Source organism: Chitinophaga oryziterrae, assembly GCF_009758125.1.
GTDB classification, from domain to species: domain Bacteria; phylum Bacteroidota; class Bacteroidia; order Chitinophagales; family Chitinophagaceae; genus Chitinophaga; species Chitinophaga oryziterrae.
This window is the reverse complement of sequence record NZ_WRXO01000009.1, coordinates 250,851-267,719: the sequence shown is the minus strand read 5'-3', so window position 1 is coordinate 267,719 and position 16,869 is coordinate 250,851. Positions and strand designations below refer to the sequence as shown.

At 43.9% G+C, this 16,869-nt stretch carries 6 protein-coding genes; 5 read left to right on the top strand and 1 reads right to left on the bottom strand.

The features are described from left to right. Nucleotides 1-260: 260 nt before the first annotated feature. On the bottom strand, nt 261-4,322 hold the full coding sequence (locus GO495_RS25490; protein WP_338075465.1) for a hybrid sensor histidine kinase/response regulator transcription factor: 4,062 nt from the start codon (nt 4,320-4,322) through the stop codon (nt 261-263). Nucleotides 4,323-4,669: 347 nt separating this feature from the next. On the opposite strand from GO495_RS25490, the gene GO495_RS25485 reads away from it, so the two are divergent. From GO495_RS25485 to GO495_RS25465, 5 genes are all read left to right on the top strand, one after another. Beyond that, nucleotides 4,670-7,138, top strand: coding sequence for a glycoside hydrolase family 95 protein (locus GO495_RS25485; protein ID WP_157302775.1), 2,469 nt, complete (start codon nt 4,670-4,672; stop codon nt 7,136-7,138). Between the two features lie 323 nt (nt 7,139-7,461). Next, nucleotides 7,462-10,707, top strand: a complete 3,246-nt coding sequence (locus GO495_RS25480) for a SusC/RagA family TonB-linked outer membrane protein (protein WP_157302774.1) — start codon at nt 7,462-7,464, stop codon at nt 10,705-10,707. Between the two features lie 19 nt (nt 10,708-10,726). Continuing rightward, nucleotides 10,727-12,403 (top strand): RagB/SusD family nutrient uptake outer membrane protein, encoded by a 1,677-nt coding sequence (locus tag GO495_RS25475; RefSeq protein ID WP_170302726.1) that lies wholly within the window; start codon nt 10,727-10,729, stop codon nt 12,401-12,403. Nucleotides 12,404-12,426: 23 nt separating this feature from the next. Beyond that, complete coding sequence (locus GO495_RS25470; RefSeq protein ID WP_157302772.1) at nt 12,427-15,213, top strand: SusC/RagA family TonB-linked outer membrane protein; 2,787 nt, start codon at nt 12,427-12,429, stop codon at nt 15,211-15,213. A 15-nt stretch (nt 15,214-15,228) separates the two neighbouring features. Continuing rightward, nucleotides 15,229-16,860: a RagB/SusD family nutrient uptake outer membrane protein gene (locus GO495_RS25465; RefSeq protein WP_157302771.1), complete on the top strand. Its 1,632-nt coding sequence runs from the start codon at nt 15,229-15,231 to the stop codon at nt 16,858-16,860. The last annotated feature ends 9 nt before the right edge of the window (nt 16,861-16,869 follow it).

The window sequence follows — 16,869 nt, the reverse complement described above, 5'->3', positions numbered from 1 at the left end:
AGGGGGCGAAATGTTAAGGGAGAGTACGGATTTGATAAGGAAAGGGGGATCATTTGATAAAGGAAAAGATAGGAAACCCTTTGCCAGATTGATTTTAGTCTTTTAAAAAAGGATCTGAAAGCTTTTGAAAGATAAATAAAGGGTAAACAAAGCAGAAAGAAGGGGTTGATCCATACTTCATTCATACCTCCTTCATGTCTCCTTCATACCTGAAGCATGGTTTAAGCATGAACCCCGTATGAATCATGCATGACCATGCATCACTCAGTTTTTCCCCTGTAAGCAGAAGGTAACACCTTGTATTCCAGCTTAAAGTACTTTGAGAAGTACTTAGGATTGTTAAATCCTACCTCATAAGCTACTTCTGCAATGGTCATCTGGCTTTTTTCCAGTAACTGTGCGGCCCGTTTCAAACGGATAGAACGGATAAATTCAATGGGAGGCTTGCCGGTTAACTGTAACAGCTTCTTATACGCCGATACACGGCTCATATGTAATTCCCGGCTTAACTCTTCTACAGAGAAATCCGGATTGGAGATGTTCTTTTCTACAATGCGCAGGGCATTCTGAATAAACACTTCATCCTGGGAAGAGATCGCTATTTCTTCCGGATGAGCGTCTATATGCTGTTTAAAGGTGTTTTTAAGAGATATCTGCTGGGTGATAATGTTCCGGATACGGGACAGGAGCATCTCAAAGTTAAAGGGCTTGGTGATATAATCCGTAGCGCCGTTATCCAACGCTTCCAGCTGATCTTCCTCGGCCGCACGGGCGGTAAGCAATATGACCGGCAGGTGGGCGATCCTGGGTTGCTGACGGATACGGCGGCAAAGTTCCAGTCCGTCCATTTCGGGCATACTCACATCACTTACTACCAGGTTAGGGATGGTATTCTGCAAAATGTTCCATCCGGCCAGACCGTTAGGCGCATCTATAATATGATAGTACAATCCCAGGTTATCCTTCAGGTAAAAGCGGAAATCCTCATTGTCTTCTATCAGCAAAACCACTGGTTTTTTACCTGTATACACGGGTATTGGAGCCGGAGCCGGTTTCGCTACCATGATAGATGCCTTTATCGGATCCGTTACTAATAACTGGTTATCAACAGGTAATAAGATCGTGAAACAGCTACCCATTCCCGGGGTACTGTCTACACTGATACTTCCCCCGTGTAATTTCACGAATTCACGGGTGATACTTAAGCCTATACCACTGCCCTGGTTTACCAGCGAACCGGGAATATCATGCTGGAAGAAGCGTTCAAAGATCCTTTCCTGTTTTTCTTCAGGAATACCTATCCCGTTATCCTTCACCATAATCGCCAGTTGCTTTGGGTTTTGCAACTGAAGGTCTACTGATATATTACCATGTTCAGGTGTGAACTTAAAGGCATTGCTTAAGAGATTAAAGATGATCTTCTCTATTTTATCCGGATCATAAGACATGGACAGTGTACTCACATTGCTGTGAAAATCCAGGTGAATCTGTTTCTTTTCAGAAAGATCGGAGAAAGAGGTTGTCAGTTCCTGTATAAATGGCACGATATCGCCCTGAACAGGGTACAACTTAATTTCCTGCACTTCCATTTTACGGAAGTCCAGCAACTGGTTTACCAGGTTCAACAGGCGGCGGGCATTACGTTGTACCAATACCAGTTGCTGCTGTAACCCGCTTTCAAGGTCTTTTTTGATGATCTTTTCCAGGGGCGTGATAATCAGACTGAGGGGTGTACGGAACTCATGACTGATATTCGTAAAGAAGCGGATCTTTAAAGCATCCAGTTCATGCATGCGTTGTGCTTCCTGTCTTTCCTGTTCAATACGGGAACGTAAACGTTCACGTTCCAGGATCAGTCTCCTTGCCAGCCATAGCGCTGCTAAGGTCAACAGTACATATATCAGGAATGCCAGCGGTGTTCTCCAGAAAGGAGGGAGTATCTTAATATGGAGTTCCAGCGGTTGCTGTGTCCATATGCCATCATTATTGGACGCCTTTACGCGGAAAATATAATCACCGGGGTCCAGGTTGGTATAGGTGGCCATACGCAACTGCCCTTCTGTTGTCAGCCATTCATGATTGAACCCTTCCAGCATGTACATGTACCGGTTCTTCTCGGGGTGAAAGAAGTTGAGCGCTGCAAAGGAAATAGAGAAGACGTTCTCTTTATATTTTAATGTAATCTCTTTTGTGGTGGAGATAGATTGAGATAACAGTTTTCTTCCGTTGATGATCTCTCCCGGTTGCATACTGTTATTAAAGATCTGGAAATCGGTGAATACTACCGGCGGAACATTGTGATTCACCGCAATATTATGCGGATAGAAAAGGTTGAACCCATTTCCCCCTCCGAAAATCAATTCTCCTTTACTGGTTTTCAGGGCTGCATTTTCATTGAACTCGCGGCCTTGCAGACCATCTGATTCATCGTAATTTTTAAAAGTATTTTTATTGAGATTGGACAGACCATTGGCTGTACTCATCCACAAAGTATGATCATTATCTTCCAGGATGTTCAATACGGTATTGTCCGGCAGGCCGTCCTCCCGGCGGAAGGTGCGGAACTTTTTCGTGTGTGGGTCAAATTGATTGAGCCCTTCATGAGTGCCTATCCAGATCATCCCTCTGCTATCTTCAAAAAGACAAATTACGTTCCGGTTACTGATCTTATCAGGACCGCTATCATAGTGAGTGAAACGCCCCTGAGGGTCGCGTACATCAATTCCATCTGAAGTGCCTATCCAAAGGTTGCCCTGTTTATCTTCCAGTAATGCAGATATATAAGCAGAGCGGATAGAGTTAGGCTGCCCTTTTTGAAAATGCTGGAACACACCGGTGGCAGGGTTTAACAGGTCCAGTCCGCCGCTAAGCGTACCTATCCATAATTGGTGTTTACTATCTTCAAAGATCTCCCATACACTGTTATCACTCAAACTGGAAGGGTTAGCAGGATCGTGGCGATAATGTGTGAAATGTTGCCCGTCAAAACAATCCAATCCACCGAAATAAGAACCTATCCACAGTTTTTGATTATGATCTATCCAGAGACTTACAATTACATTACCGCTGGGACTGTTAGCATTAGCCGCATCATGCAGGTATTGTTTGTATGTATTGTGTGTACGGTCGTAATAAATAAGACCACCGCCATTGGTGCCTATCCACAGGTTATGGCTGGCATCTTCTGCAAAACGGTTTACATCGTCGTAGGGCAGGCTGTTGGCAGCGTATACCTGGTGCTGGAAGAGAGGGAATTTTACGATGTTCTCATGATAATAGGAAAGTCCTCTTTTATAAGTGCCTATCCATATTATACCTGAGTTATCCCTGTAGAGGGCGTTGATACTATTTTGCCCCAGACTCTTAGGATTTTCACTATTGTTGACGAGGTATTCAATGCTCTGATGTTTTTTATCTATTACATTCACGCCACCATGATCTGTTCCTACCCATATTAATCCCTGGTTATCCTGTACTACACCTCTTACTATATTATTGTTCAGCTTTAGGGGACTACTATTCTGATCATAATGTGTAAAGCCCTTTTTGGTATTAAAGCTGTAAACGCCCTGTACATCGCTATTACTGAATATCCAGAGATCACCATCTGTATCAGCGATCATTTCATAATTCTGGAGCGGACTGCTACCGGGTTGTGCCGGCATATGGCTGTAAGGGAAGACCTGTCGATAGGTTTCATCCATCATATCCAGCATACCGTCAGTATGCAGTATCCAGATAGTTTTATTTTTGTCCTGCACCATACAGGCGATCGCATTCGTAGAAGGAGTATAGATGTTATGTTCCACATGCGGTACACGGGTGGCATGTTTAACAGAGGGGTAGTAACAGTATAATCCTGAATCGGGCACTATGAACCAGAAATTCCCCCTGCTGTCTTTCATAATATTATTGATGGAATCTCCGGGGATACCCCATTGTTTCATGATCTTACCGGGATGCCGTTCGAAAGTCCCTGTAGCGGGATTATAGATATTCTGCCCGTAGCGGTTGGTAACCCAGATCAGTCCATCGGGGCCTTCGGTGAGCCTGGTAATGAAATTATCAGAAAGAGAAGTAGTGTCGCGGGTATCGTGCCGGAATACTTTAAATGTATAGCCATCATAGCGGTTAAGACCAGACATGGTCCCAAACCACATGAAGCCCTGGCTGTCTTTCAGGATGGTGTTTACCTGATTGGCAGAAAGTCCCTGTGCGATATCTATCCTTGTAAACTGGTACTGCGACTGTGATGTTTGAGCCTGTAGCAGTAGCGCTGGTAAAACAACCAGCAGGAATAGCAATAGTATTCTTTTGTTCACTTTTTACTAACGCGGTTGTAATTAAATGTCTAAAATACAATATATGCCGTTTAAAAAAGAGAAAGGTCGAAAGAATTCGACCTTTGTGCTAAAATTCCACGTTATGGTACTCAGGTCCATAAAAAGTTTAGCAATGTATTTATGATAAATAATTGATATCAGTGAGATTAAGACGCATTCTACACATTCCATCCAAAATAATGCAATCAAGCAAATGTAATACCCGCTAAAGGGATAACCAAACGTTTAGCATTATTTTTTCCGCAATCGTTTGCGTCGGCGTATTAAATAGTGAAAACGTAATTAATTATAGATAATTTTAGCTCAGGACCATTATAATTTTAATCATGCGTTTAAGATTTCTCTTTTTCCCACTCTTCGTTATGGGAACTGCTGTTCAGGCCCAGCAGGTAAAACTCTGGTATAATACACCCGCTGTGGAATGGACAGAGGCCCTTCCTTTAGGTAATGGCCGTTTAGGTGCCATGGTATTTGGCGGTGTCAATGATGAACTGATCCAGTTGAATGATGCAACTTTATGGTCTGGAGGACCTGTCAACAACAATGTAAACCCGGATGCAGCGAAATACCTGCCCCTGGTCCGGACCGCATTGTCTCATCAGGAATACCATAAGGCAGACAGCCTGCTGCATAAAATGCAGGGTGTTTATTCGCAGTCGTTCCTGCCATTGGGAGATGTTCATATCAGACAGCAACTGGCCGGTAAGGCAGAGCAGTACTACCGCGATCTGGACCTTACGAACGCTACGGCTACCACCCGCTTTACCAGCGGAGGTGTGGTATACACCCGGGAGATGTTTATTTCTGCACCTGATCAGGTGATCGTGATACGCCTCAAAGCCAGTAAAAAAGGACAGTTGAACTTTGTAATAAGTGAAAGCAGTCAACTGAAGGCGCATAACGTGTTATCCGGTAAAACAGAGCTGGTAATGAAAGGCAAAGCGCCTTCACAGGTAGATCCCAGTTATGCCAACTATAACAAGGAACCTATTATATATGAAGAAGCCGGCAGTTGTAAAGGCATGCGTTTCGAATTGCGTATGAAGGCAATTGCAAAGGATGGCATTGTAAAAACCGATACCGCCGGTATTGCGGTAGGCAATGCTACTGAGGTAACAATACTGTTATCTGCTGCTACCAGCTTCAATGGTTTTGACAGATGTCCGGATAGCGATGGGGCAGATGAAACTGCGCTGGCTACCGGCTTTCTTAAAAAAGCAGCGTTGCATAATTTTGATGATCTGCGTTTGAGACATATAAAAGACTACCAGCATTTTTATAACCGTGTACAGTTTAACCTGGCAGGTGCTGATATGTCGAAAGTACCAACAGATGAGCGTTTACGTAAGTATACCGCTGGTGCCGAAGACCCTTCCCTGGAATCATTGTATTTCCAGTACGGACGTTATCTGCTGATCTCCTGTTCCCGTACCAAAGATGCGCCGGCTAATTTACAGGGTCTTTGGAACAAAGAATTACGCGCTCCCTGGAGTTCCAACTATACCATTAATATCAATACACAGATGAACTACTGGGCAGCAGAGGAAGTGAACCTGATGGAAATGCAGGAGCCTTTATACCAGTTGATAAAAGAAGTATCCGTTACCGGTAAACATACTGCTGCTAACTTTTATCATGCCAGAGGCTGGGTAGCACATCATAACACAGATATATGGGCTTTGTCAAATCCCGTAGGGGATCTGGGTAAAGGAGACCCTATGTGGGCCAACTGGACGATGGGAGGTAACTGGTTATGCCAGTTCCTGTGGCAGCATTATCAGTTTACAGGGAATAAGAAATTCCTGAAGGACACTGCTTACCCTTTAATGAAATCGGCGGCTGATTTTTGCCTCGACTTTCTCGTGAAAGATAGCAGCGGATATCTTATAACATCTCCTTCTACTTCTCCGGAAAACATATTTGTTACCGCCGACGGTAAAAAGGATGCGGTGTCTGTCGCCAGCACCATGGATATGTCCATTATCCGCGACCTGTTCTCGAATATGATACATGCCAGTGAAGTATTAGGGGTTGATGCGGCGTATCGGGATACATTAAAGCATGCTTATGATCAGCTGTATCCGTTTAAGATAGGTAAAAAAGGTAATCTGCAGGAGTGGTATAAAGATTTTGATGAACAGGACCCTGAACACCGTCATATCTCTCATCTCTTTGCATTATTCCCTGGTAACCAGATTTCCCCGCTTACTACACCGGAGCTGGCAGCTGCCTGCAAACGTACGTTAGAGCTCCGCGGAGATGGTGGTACAGGATGGAGCAAAGCATGGAAAATCAATACCTGGGCCAGATTACTGGATGGTAACCATGCACATAAACTGTTGCGCGAGTTACTAACGTTTACGGGTAAAGGCTCTACGGACTATCATAACAGCGGTGGTACTTACGCTAACCTGTTCTGTGCACATCCGCCCTTCCAGATAGATGGCAATTTCGGCGGTACCTCTGGTATTGCACAGATGCTGCTGCAAAGTCAGACAGGTACTTTACAGATCCTTCCGGCTATTCCGGACAACTGGGCTACGGGTGAAGTAAAAGGACTGCTGGCTGAAGGCGGTTATACCGTAGATATGAAATGGTCTGAAGGTATGCTGAGCAGTGTAACTATTCACGCAACAAAAGAAGGTACCTGCTTCCTGCGTGTAGCGCAGCGGGTGAGGGGTGGAGCTGATGTAAAGCTGGCCCCCGTGAAGCCTGCAACAGCGGACAACCACTTTATATATGCACTGCAAACAAAAGCAGGTGGTGTATATACACTGGACAGAGTGATCAGATAAAATATTAAACCGGGAGATCATCTCCCGGTTTTTTTATACTACATATATTAATTGTCAACCTTACAATAAAAGTTAAAATATAAGTATAGCCTGTTAAAAACCGTAAATAGCCTAGCCGGGTAATGACATAACTTTCCTCCTAATAGAAAAATATTCCTATTGTAAGCTATGTAATCGATTACTCGTTCCCGTTGGAAGACAATTAGTCCTTGATTTTAAGACAAACCATTAATGTAAAGTTAAGATCTCTTGCTTAGGGGGAAGGATTGCTTTCTAAACAACTAAAGTATTGCTGCATGATGTCACGAATCTTATGTAATAGGATGAAGTACACGCTACTTCTCCTGCTGACCCTTCTATGTAAAATAGCATACCCGCAGACCCCGGGTAGTATTGTGAAAGGGACTGTCACGTCCAGTGCCGGCGCTTTGCCTGGTGTCAGTATCTATGTGAAAAATAATCCCAGGGCTGCTACCACTACAGATGAAAACGGACAATATTCATTTGTGGTACCAGAGAATGCTACACTGGTATTTTCATTTATTGGTTATAAGAACCAGGTAATTAATGTTGGTAGTAAAACATTGATTAATGTAGTGATGCAATCTGAAGACAAAGCATTGGGAGAAGTAGTGGTAGTCGGATATGGAAAACAGAAAGCACCTACGGTAACGGGGGCTATATCTACCGTTGCCGGTGGAGAACTGGTTTCTACGCCGGTATCCAATATCACGAATATGCTGATTGGCCGTGCTGCTGGTATCAGCGGTATACAATCCAGCGGGGAACCCGGACAGAATGCTGCTACCATCCGCATCAGGGGGATCGCTACCTTGAACGGACAAGACCCGCTGATAGTCATTGACGGGGTGCAGCAACCGGCAGAACAGCCTTATGTTGTATTAAATGCAATGGACGCTAACGAGATTGAAAGCATCAGCATATTAAAAGATGCTTCCGCTACTGCGGTATACGGTATAAGAGGCGCTAATGGTGTTATTATCGTTACCACTAAAAGAGGAAAAACAAACCGCCCGAAGTTTAGTTTTTCTGCCAATGAAGGATATACAAAGGCCACTTCTTTATTACCCATATTAGGCTCTTATGAATATGCGCTGTTCAGGAATGAAGGCGTGTATAACGCGAGGGCGGCGGGTAATACCAGTTTTGATAACCTGTTGTTTACAGATGATGAACTCTGGAAGTTTAAGAACAACCGTGATTATACTACGCAGGAAGTGGATGCCATGAGCATAACCGCTGATCAGAAGAATGCCCTGAAAAACAGTCCGGCTTTATATTATACCAGTCATAATTATTTTAAGGAAACATTTGCCGGACAAGGCAAGCAACAACAATATAACCTGAATGTTTCCGGTGGTTCATCTAAAGTGAAATACTTTACGTCATTGGGTTATTATCATCAGCAGGGCATTTTAGCGAATACCAGTTATGGGGATGCGAATACCAACTCCGACTTTCACCGGTATAACTTCCGCTCTAATTTTGATATAGATGTATTCCATAATTTCCAGATCAGTGTGAACCTGGCAGGGCAATCATCCATTTCCAGATTTCCTTCCGGCGGCTATGGCCCTGATGATATAGGAGACAGATATCAGAACATTATCCAGGGGATTTTTGAAAGCAGTCCTTTTGTAGGTCCCGGTATCGTAGACGGGCACCTGGTAAATGGTTTCATCGGTACTTCCGGCGATGGCATTAACCCATTGGTAGGAAAGGGTGGGAGTGGTATATCTCCATTTACTTCATTATTATCATCCAGTGTAGTGACGCAATATCTCACTACATTGACCAGTACCGTGACGTTAAAACACCAGATGGATTATCTCACGGATGGATTAAATGCCAACGCAAGAATTGCTTATGATGATAGCTATACAAAAGGATTCTATGAGCAGAAAAGTATTCCGCAATATAAAGCAATGCGTGATCCTGCCAACCCTGCTAACATACTTTTCACAGGCGGGCAACTGAGTCCCAACAGTACTTCTGATAACTGGGGCAACGGCGCCTGGCGTAAAGTATACGTAGAAGCATCTATAGATTACCAGCATAGTTTTGGTAATCACAACGTTTCTGCCCTGGTATTGGGTAATGCGCAGAAGTATACGGCAAATGGCATGTCTTTTAATACGCCGTCCGGTTTGATGGGATTAGTAGGCCGTGCTACTTACAACTTTAAAGAGCGCTATTTGGTGGAGTTCAGTATGGGATTGAACGGAACAGAGAACTTTGCACCGGCAAAACGTTTTGGTTATTTTCCGGCGGTATCTGCCGGTTGGGTAGTCTCTAAAGAACCACTATTCCCTGAAAATAAGTGGGTTACCTGGATTAAACTGAGAGGTTCTTATGGAGAAGTAGGGAACGATCAGATGAATAACCGCCGGTACTTATACCTGCCTAATTCATGGGCGTATAGCGGCTATGGCTATTATTTCGGCAACAGCAATGGTTCCAGTGCGAACCCATATTATAGTGGGGCTACGGAAACTGCTTTGGGTAATCAGGAAATAACGTGGGAAAGAGCGAAGAAGCTCAACCTGGCGGCTGATTTAAGGTTTATCAAAGATAAATTGTCCATTACCGGTAGCCTGTTTAAGGAAAAGCGGAATAATATCCTGGTAACCTTACAGACAATACCCGCTACATATGGTGTACCTTCTTCCAGCGTACCGCCATCCAATTTGGGAAGAGTAACTAACCAGGGATATGAAATAGAGTTAGGATGGAATGATAATATTGGTAAGGTGAGTTACTTTGTGAAGTCTAACTTCTCTTATGCCAAAAATAAGATCGAGTATATGGCAGAACCACCTTATGCTTATCCCTGGATGAACCAGACAGGGTATTCCATTGGCCAGTACAAAGGATATGTCACAGATGGATTTTACAATACACAGAAAGAGTTGAATAATCGCCCTTATAATACGAACGGGAATAATGCAAGGTTAGGTGATGTGCGATATAAAGATATCAATGGCGATGGTATTATTGATAATAAAGATCAGGTCCCTATTGGCTATTCCAATCTACCCCGTATTGCTTTTAATTTATCAGTAGGATTTTCTTATAAAGGATTTGACGTATCAGCCTTGTTCATTGGTACGGCGCAGGGATCTTTCCCTCAATCGGGATATATCCTGAGTACCCCTTATGCCAAGAATGTAGGCGCAGTATTTCAGCCTTATTATGATGGACACTGGACCGCTGAGAAATATGCGAAAGGAGAGAAGATCACTTATCCTGAATTCTCTTTCGCAGGATCTGGTCCTAATAACCTGTTCAGTGATTTCTGGTTGAAGTCGAACGACTTTAAGCGCTTAAAGAATCTTGAGATCGGTTATTCTGTACAGAACCGTCGTTTCCTCACCAAAACGCATATCAGTGGTATCCGCATATATGCCAACGGGAATAACCTGATCACCTGGAGCAAGCAGGTAATGAAAGGAATAGATCCCGAACTGGCAGACGATGGGAAGTCCAGTATGGGATACATCTATCCCCTTACCAAAACATTCAATTTTGGTACAAACATCCAGTTCTAATCAAAGTAAATCCAACGTGATGAAACGTATTGTATATATACTGCTGCTGTTTGTAATGGGAGCCTGTCAGAAAGACTTTCTGCAGTTGCCTATCTCCAACAGTACGACCACAGATTCTGTTTTTTCTACTACTATAAAAGCACAGAGCGCGATTGCCAATGCCTACCAGCGCTCATTATGCCAGGGAATCCCTTATCAGGGGTTCTGGAACTCCATGATCACAGATAATATTTCCGGCGCACTGACTTATGGTTTTGCGTGGACATGGGGGAATGGTATTGCCACTTCTACTGGTCTGACGGCCAGTGGGAATATAGAGGACATGGATGGCTATGCGTTTAATTTTACCGCTATCCGCCAGGCATATCTTGTAAAAGAGAACATCGATAAAGTAACGGATATGTCCGGCAGTGATAAAGCCATTGTAAAGGCAGAAATGCAGGCGCTGGTAGCTTACCGGTATGAACAGATGTTCATCATGTACGGCGGGGTACCTGTTTTAAGTAAAAGCTTAACTGTTAATGATGACCTCTCCGTTCCCCGTGCGCCCCTGAAGGAAGTACTGGATTCTATTACTTCCTGGTGTGATGCAGCAGCCGCGGTATTACCCTCTCAATGGCCGGCAACCTTTACCGGGCGTATGACAAAAGCAGCCGCTTTGTCAATTAAGGCAAAAGCGCTCTTATACGCCGCTCGTCCTTTATTTAACACAGGAACACCTTACCTGGATTTTGGGGCCAACAACGGGCTTATTTGCCTCGGCAACAGCGATCCCGCCAGATGGCAGCAGGCAGCTTTGGCTGCGGAAGCAGGAATTAAAGAGGCAGAGTTGAATGGAGGCGCTAAAATCATCAATACCGGTAACCCGCTGGATGACTATGGTACGGCTACTTCCACGCCTTCCAATGCAGAGGTGCTGCTGGCTTTCAAATCTGAAAGCGGTAACCTGAATACGTTCTTCAACATGCATAACTGGCAGGCATACGGGAATGGCCTTACCACTAACTATCTGGAATTTTACTATAAAGCAGATGGTACCAACCAGGTATGGCCTACTTCGTCTACTGCGTTTTCTGACTACCTTACCCGTATACAGGATATGGAACCCCGCTTTAAGGCATCTTTTAAAGCCTGGGAGATAGATACCTGGAATAATCCTAATGATGATTACTGGAGTAATAAAACGCTCTTTCAATGGCAGTCGAATGTCTGTGCCTTCCCGGTGAAGTTTTATTATAAAGCAGGTACACGTGGCTGGTTCGAGTTTCCCATATTCCGTCTGGCTGCGCTTTACCTGAATGCTGCTGAGGCATACAATGAAATGGGGCAGCCTGCCGAGGCGCTTACAAAACTGAATGTGATCCATCAGCGCGCCGGACTTCCTGCTATCACTGAAACAGACCAGGCTGCGTTACGCACGATTATCCAGCGGGAATGGGCCGTGGAATTTTTTGATGAGAATTACTGGCTGCATGATATCAAACACTGGAAACGCAGTGATATCGGCAATGGATTGATAGGTGGTGGTATCCGTACGCTGAAGTTTAATACACAGACAGGCGGTAAACAAACCGGTAATACGGATTATGAAGATGGCGTATTGTACCAGGGCTTCTGGGCGCCCCGCCAATACTTAAATCCTTTTCCGCAAACGGAGATCAATAAAGGAACGCTTATTCAGAATCCGGGCTATTAGTCTTCATATAAAAATATTCGAAAATGACTTGTAGGAAATTATTACTTATTATATCCATGTTCCTGTACCAGGGAGCGATGGCGCAGGATTCTACTTCTGCTATCTCTACTGTTACCGGAGCAGATCTCTATAAAACGCCTGCTGCCAACATTACCAATACATTATATGGCCGCCTGCCAGGTTTAACCGTGTTGCAGGGTTCCGGGGAACCGGGTTATGATGCCGCTTCGATGGTAACCAGAGGCATTGGTACTTATGATAATAACAACCTTGTTATTTATGTAGATGGCTTCCAGGTTACATCCGATTACTTCCAGTATTTATCTCCCTCTGAAATAGCCACCATATCTGTGTTAAAGGATGCGGCGGCTTTAGCTACTTTTGGTATGAGAGGCGCGAATGGCGTGTTATGGGTGGTGACTAAGCGAGGGCAGCAAAGCAAACCTACGATACAGTTCCAGGTGAGAAGTGGTATCCAGCAGGCAATAAATATCGATAAGCCTTTAGGTTCGTATGATTATGCACGTTTGTATAACCAGGCAGTGAGTAATGATAATTATGCGGTGAATGGGAATCAGTACCTGTGGTCGCCTAAATATTCAGATGCTCAGTTAGCGGCTTATAAGAACGGAACAGGAATAAATGTAGATTGGTTTGATGAAGTGCTGAAGAAAAGCACACCTTATACAGATGCGAACCTGATATTCAGCGGAGGTGATTCAACAGCTAAATACGGTGTGATACTGGACTATATGAAGGACCAGGGATTATACAATGTGTCAAATAGTGCATCTACTTCCAATGCGCAGATCCAGCGATTTAATCTGCGCTCTAATCTCGATTTTAACTTCTTTAAAATCTTTGAAGCGAAAGTAGATCTGGGAGGAAGGATTGAAGACAGACGTTATCCTAATTTTAACGGTCCGGCTCTTTGGAATAATCTGGCTTCATATCCTTCCAATATTTACAATGTAAAAGATGCAAGTGGTAACTGGTCGGGGACCACTGTCTATCCTAATAATCCCGCAGCCTCTGTAAGAGCATTGGGATGGGCTTCTACCCACGACCGGACCTTGCAGGCCAACTTCAACCTGAAAGAGAAGTTCGATTTTATCACCCCTGGTCTTTATCTGAATGAAGCCGTTTCATTTAATACCTGGACACGTAACGCTGCCAGCAAAAAGGCTACCTATGCCAGGTTTTATAATGGCACACAGACAACGACGGATAAAACAACAGACATCGTAGCCAGCGGTACTTCTCCTGTTGGGCAGTACGACTGGAAACAGGCAAATCTTACAGCCGGTTATGATCATACCTTTGGTGTACATGCTTTCTCTGCTGCCGTGAATTATTTTGCCAGCAATTTTATAGAGGACTGGAATGGAGAACTGAATGGCTCCGGTTACAATACGGGGAATAATATCTATCACCATTATACGAATCTCAGCGGCCGTGTACATTATGTTTTTGATAACCGTTATGTAGCGGCGTTTGGCTTTGGTTACAGCGGATCTGATAATTTTGCCCCGGGACATAACAAGGGCTTTTATCCGGCTGTTTCTGCTGCATGGATATTATCCAACGAAAAATTCCTGCAACATAACTCTGTTATAAATCTTCTTAAACTAAGAGCCTCGGTAGGTAAAAGCGGTAATGAAACCTCTAATGCCGGCCGGTATCTCTACCAGCAGTATTACGTAAGTAACGGCTCTTTTTATACCGGTAACAACAGCTTTAGCGGCAATGCCGGGATTGCCCCTTCTTATATCGCTAATCCCCGCATCTTTGCTGAACACAGCGTTAAATACGATGTAGGTGTGGACGCGGACCTCTTCCACAAATTGAATATCACTGCCGATGTATATATGGATAAACGTGGAGGTATTATCACTTATGATAACAATACTTACCTGGCCACACTGGGTACTTCATTCATGTATCAGAATGTTGGTAAAGTGACCAATAAAGGATTAGAGGTGTCCGCTGATTTTAATGATAAAATTGGCAGGTTCGGATACAACATCGGAGCGATGGCATCTTATAGCAAAAACAAAATAGACTACCAGGCAGAAGTTAAACCGGTGAATGATTTCAGTAAAACGACCGGACTGGCAATAGGTACGCCTATGGGGTTAGTAGCAGAAGGTTTTTACCAGATGAGCGATTTTAATGCAGATGGTACATTAAAAGCCGGTTTGCCTGTGCCTGCATTTGGTGCTGTACAACCGGGAGATATGAAATATAAAGACCTGGACAAGAGCGGCTATATAGATCAGAATGATGTTACTAAAATTGGCAATCCTGCTTATCCTTCTTTGTATTATTCATTTAATGCAGGCGTTTCTTATGCAGGATTTGATTTCCAGGTATTTTTCCAGGGAGCAGCAGGAGGGGATTATAATCTTACCAACTCATCTGCACAAACAATTGCTTTCATCAGTAACGCTAATGCCTATTCGATAGCTAATGGGGCATGGGCTTATTATCCCGATCAGGGAATAGATACAAGGAATACGGCCACTTATCCAAGATTAGGTACTCAGCTGAATACGAATAATTACAGGAACTCTACTTTCTGGATGAAGAAGAATAATTTCTTAAGGGTCCGCAATATTGAACTGGGGTATTCTTTGCCTGAAGGGGTATTGAATAAGTTGCGTTTATCAAGGTGCCGGATATTTGTCAGTGCTACAAATCCTGTTACCTGGAGCAGCCTGTTGAAAAATTACAACCTGGACCCGGAAACGCCTTCCGGTTATCCTGCCCTGAAATCATATACCAGTGGGCTTAGTCTTAGTTTCAAATAATTAAAAAGAATAGCTATGCGTCTATATATTTATCTTTCAATAATAGTTGCCCTGGCATCTTCCTGTTCGAAAGATTTCCTGGATACCAGGATTGATACTTCTCAAACGGATGAAACGATTGCCTCTAATTATGCCACGTTGTTTTCTTTTGGGAATGCTCCGTATGTATACATGAGGGATGGATTGACTGCACTGGATGGTAACCTGTTTGCGGCTGCAACAGATGAAGCGGAACAAACAGCTCCGGCATCTCTTTCCCTGTTCTTTAATCAGGGTAGCTGGAATGCGACTACTAATCCTGATAACTATTACAGTAGTTATTATGCGGGTATCAGGGCGGCCAATTACTTCCTGGAACGCTCTGTTGCGTATAAAACGATATTGGGTACCAGCAGGGATACTATCTCTGCTTCTGAGAAAATAAATTATCATAATGATGTGCAGAATATTGCCTGGTTCAGAGGGGAAGCGCATATGCTGCGTGCCTGGTATTATTTTGAGTTGTCTAAGCGTTATGGCGGTGTTCCTTTAGTGACGAAGGTATTGTCTACATCTGATAATACGAACCTGCCTGCTACTCCTTATGACAGCATTATCAGCTTTATTGTAAGTGAAGTGGATACTTATAAAGACAGCGTACAATTGAACTGGAAAACCTCTTCTTTTTCGAATTATGATGGCCGCTTTACTAAAGGCGCGGCACTGGCTATTAAAGCGCGTGCGTTGTTATATGCTGCCAGCCCTTTGCATAACCCGGGTGGAGATGTTACCAAATGGCAGAAGGCGGCGGAAGCTGTGCATGATGTAATTGCACTGGGGCTGTATAGCCTGGATGCCAACTACCGGACTTACTTCTTACTCAATAATCCGGTGACAAGCAATGAAACGATCTATGCTATCCGCGAGCCTGCATCTAATTTATTCGAGACTTCGAATTATCCTATTGCTACTTCCGGCGGTAAAAGCGGGGTAACTCCTTCGCAGAATCTGGTAGCTGATTATGAATATACCGGTACTCCTGATCCTGCTAATCCATACGCTAACAGGGACCCCCGCCTGGGTTATTCTGTCGTGACTAACGGCAGTACCTGGAACGGGCGTACGATTAACATAGCAGCTGGTGGTACTGATGATATGGCTAATACTAACAGCAGCAGAACGGGATATTACCTGAAGAAATTCGTGAATGACGGATTAAACCTGATACAGGGACAAACAGTTGTACATACCTGGATCGTATTCCGTTATGGCGAGATATTACTGGAATATGCAGAAGCGATGAATGAAGCATATGGTCCGGATAATGACAATGGTTATGGTCTTACTGCCCGTGCCGCGATTAACATGGTACGTAGCCGTACAGGGGTTAATATGCCTGCCGTGACAACTACAACAGACTTTATCGCCGCCGTAAAACATGAGCGTAGAATAGAGCTGGCATTTGAAGATCATCGTTACTGGGACCTGATCCGCTGGAAAGATGCTGCTGTGGCATTGAATGCTCCTTTACAGGGCGTGCATAGTGATTATACCGTCTTTAATGTAGAGAACCGGGTGTTTGATGCGAATAAGATGTATTACTATCCGTTTCCACAGTCAGAGATCAGTAAATCGGGAGGAGTGTTGAAGCAAAACCCTAATTGGTAACATTTTTAA

Bases quoted from the DNA above. Each gene is read 5' to 3' on its own strand.
- GO495_RS25470 (WP_157302772.1), top strand. From the start codon at position 12,427: ATGACTTGTAGGAAATTATTACTTATTATATCCATGTTCCTGTACCAG.
- GO495_RS25475 (WP_170302726.1), top strand. From the start codon at position 10,727: ATGAAACGTATTGTATATATACTGCTGCTGTTTGTAATGGGAGCCTGT.
- GO495_RS25465 (WP_157302771.1), top strand. From the start codon at position 15,229: ATGCGTCTATATATTTATCTTTCAATAATAGTTGCCCTGGCATCTTCC.
- GO495_RS25485 (WP_157302775.1), top strand. From the start codon at position 4,670: ATGCGTTTAAGATTTCTCTTTTTCCCACTCTTCGTTATGGGAACTGCT.
- GO495_RS25480 (WP_157302774.1), top strand. From the start codon at position 7,462: ATGAAGTACACGCTACTTCTCCTGCTGACCCTTCTATGTAAAATAGCA.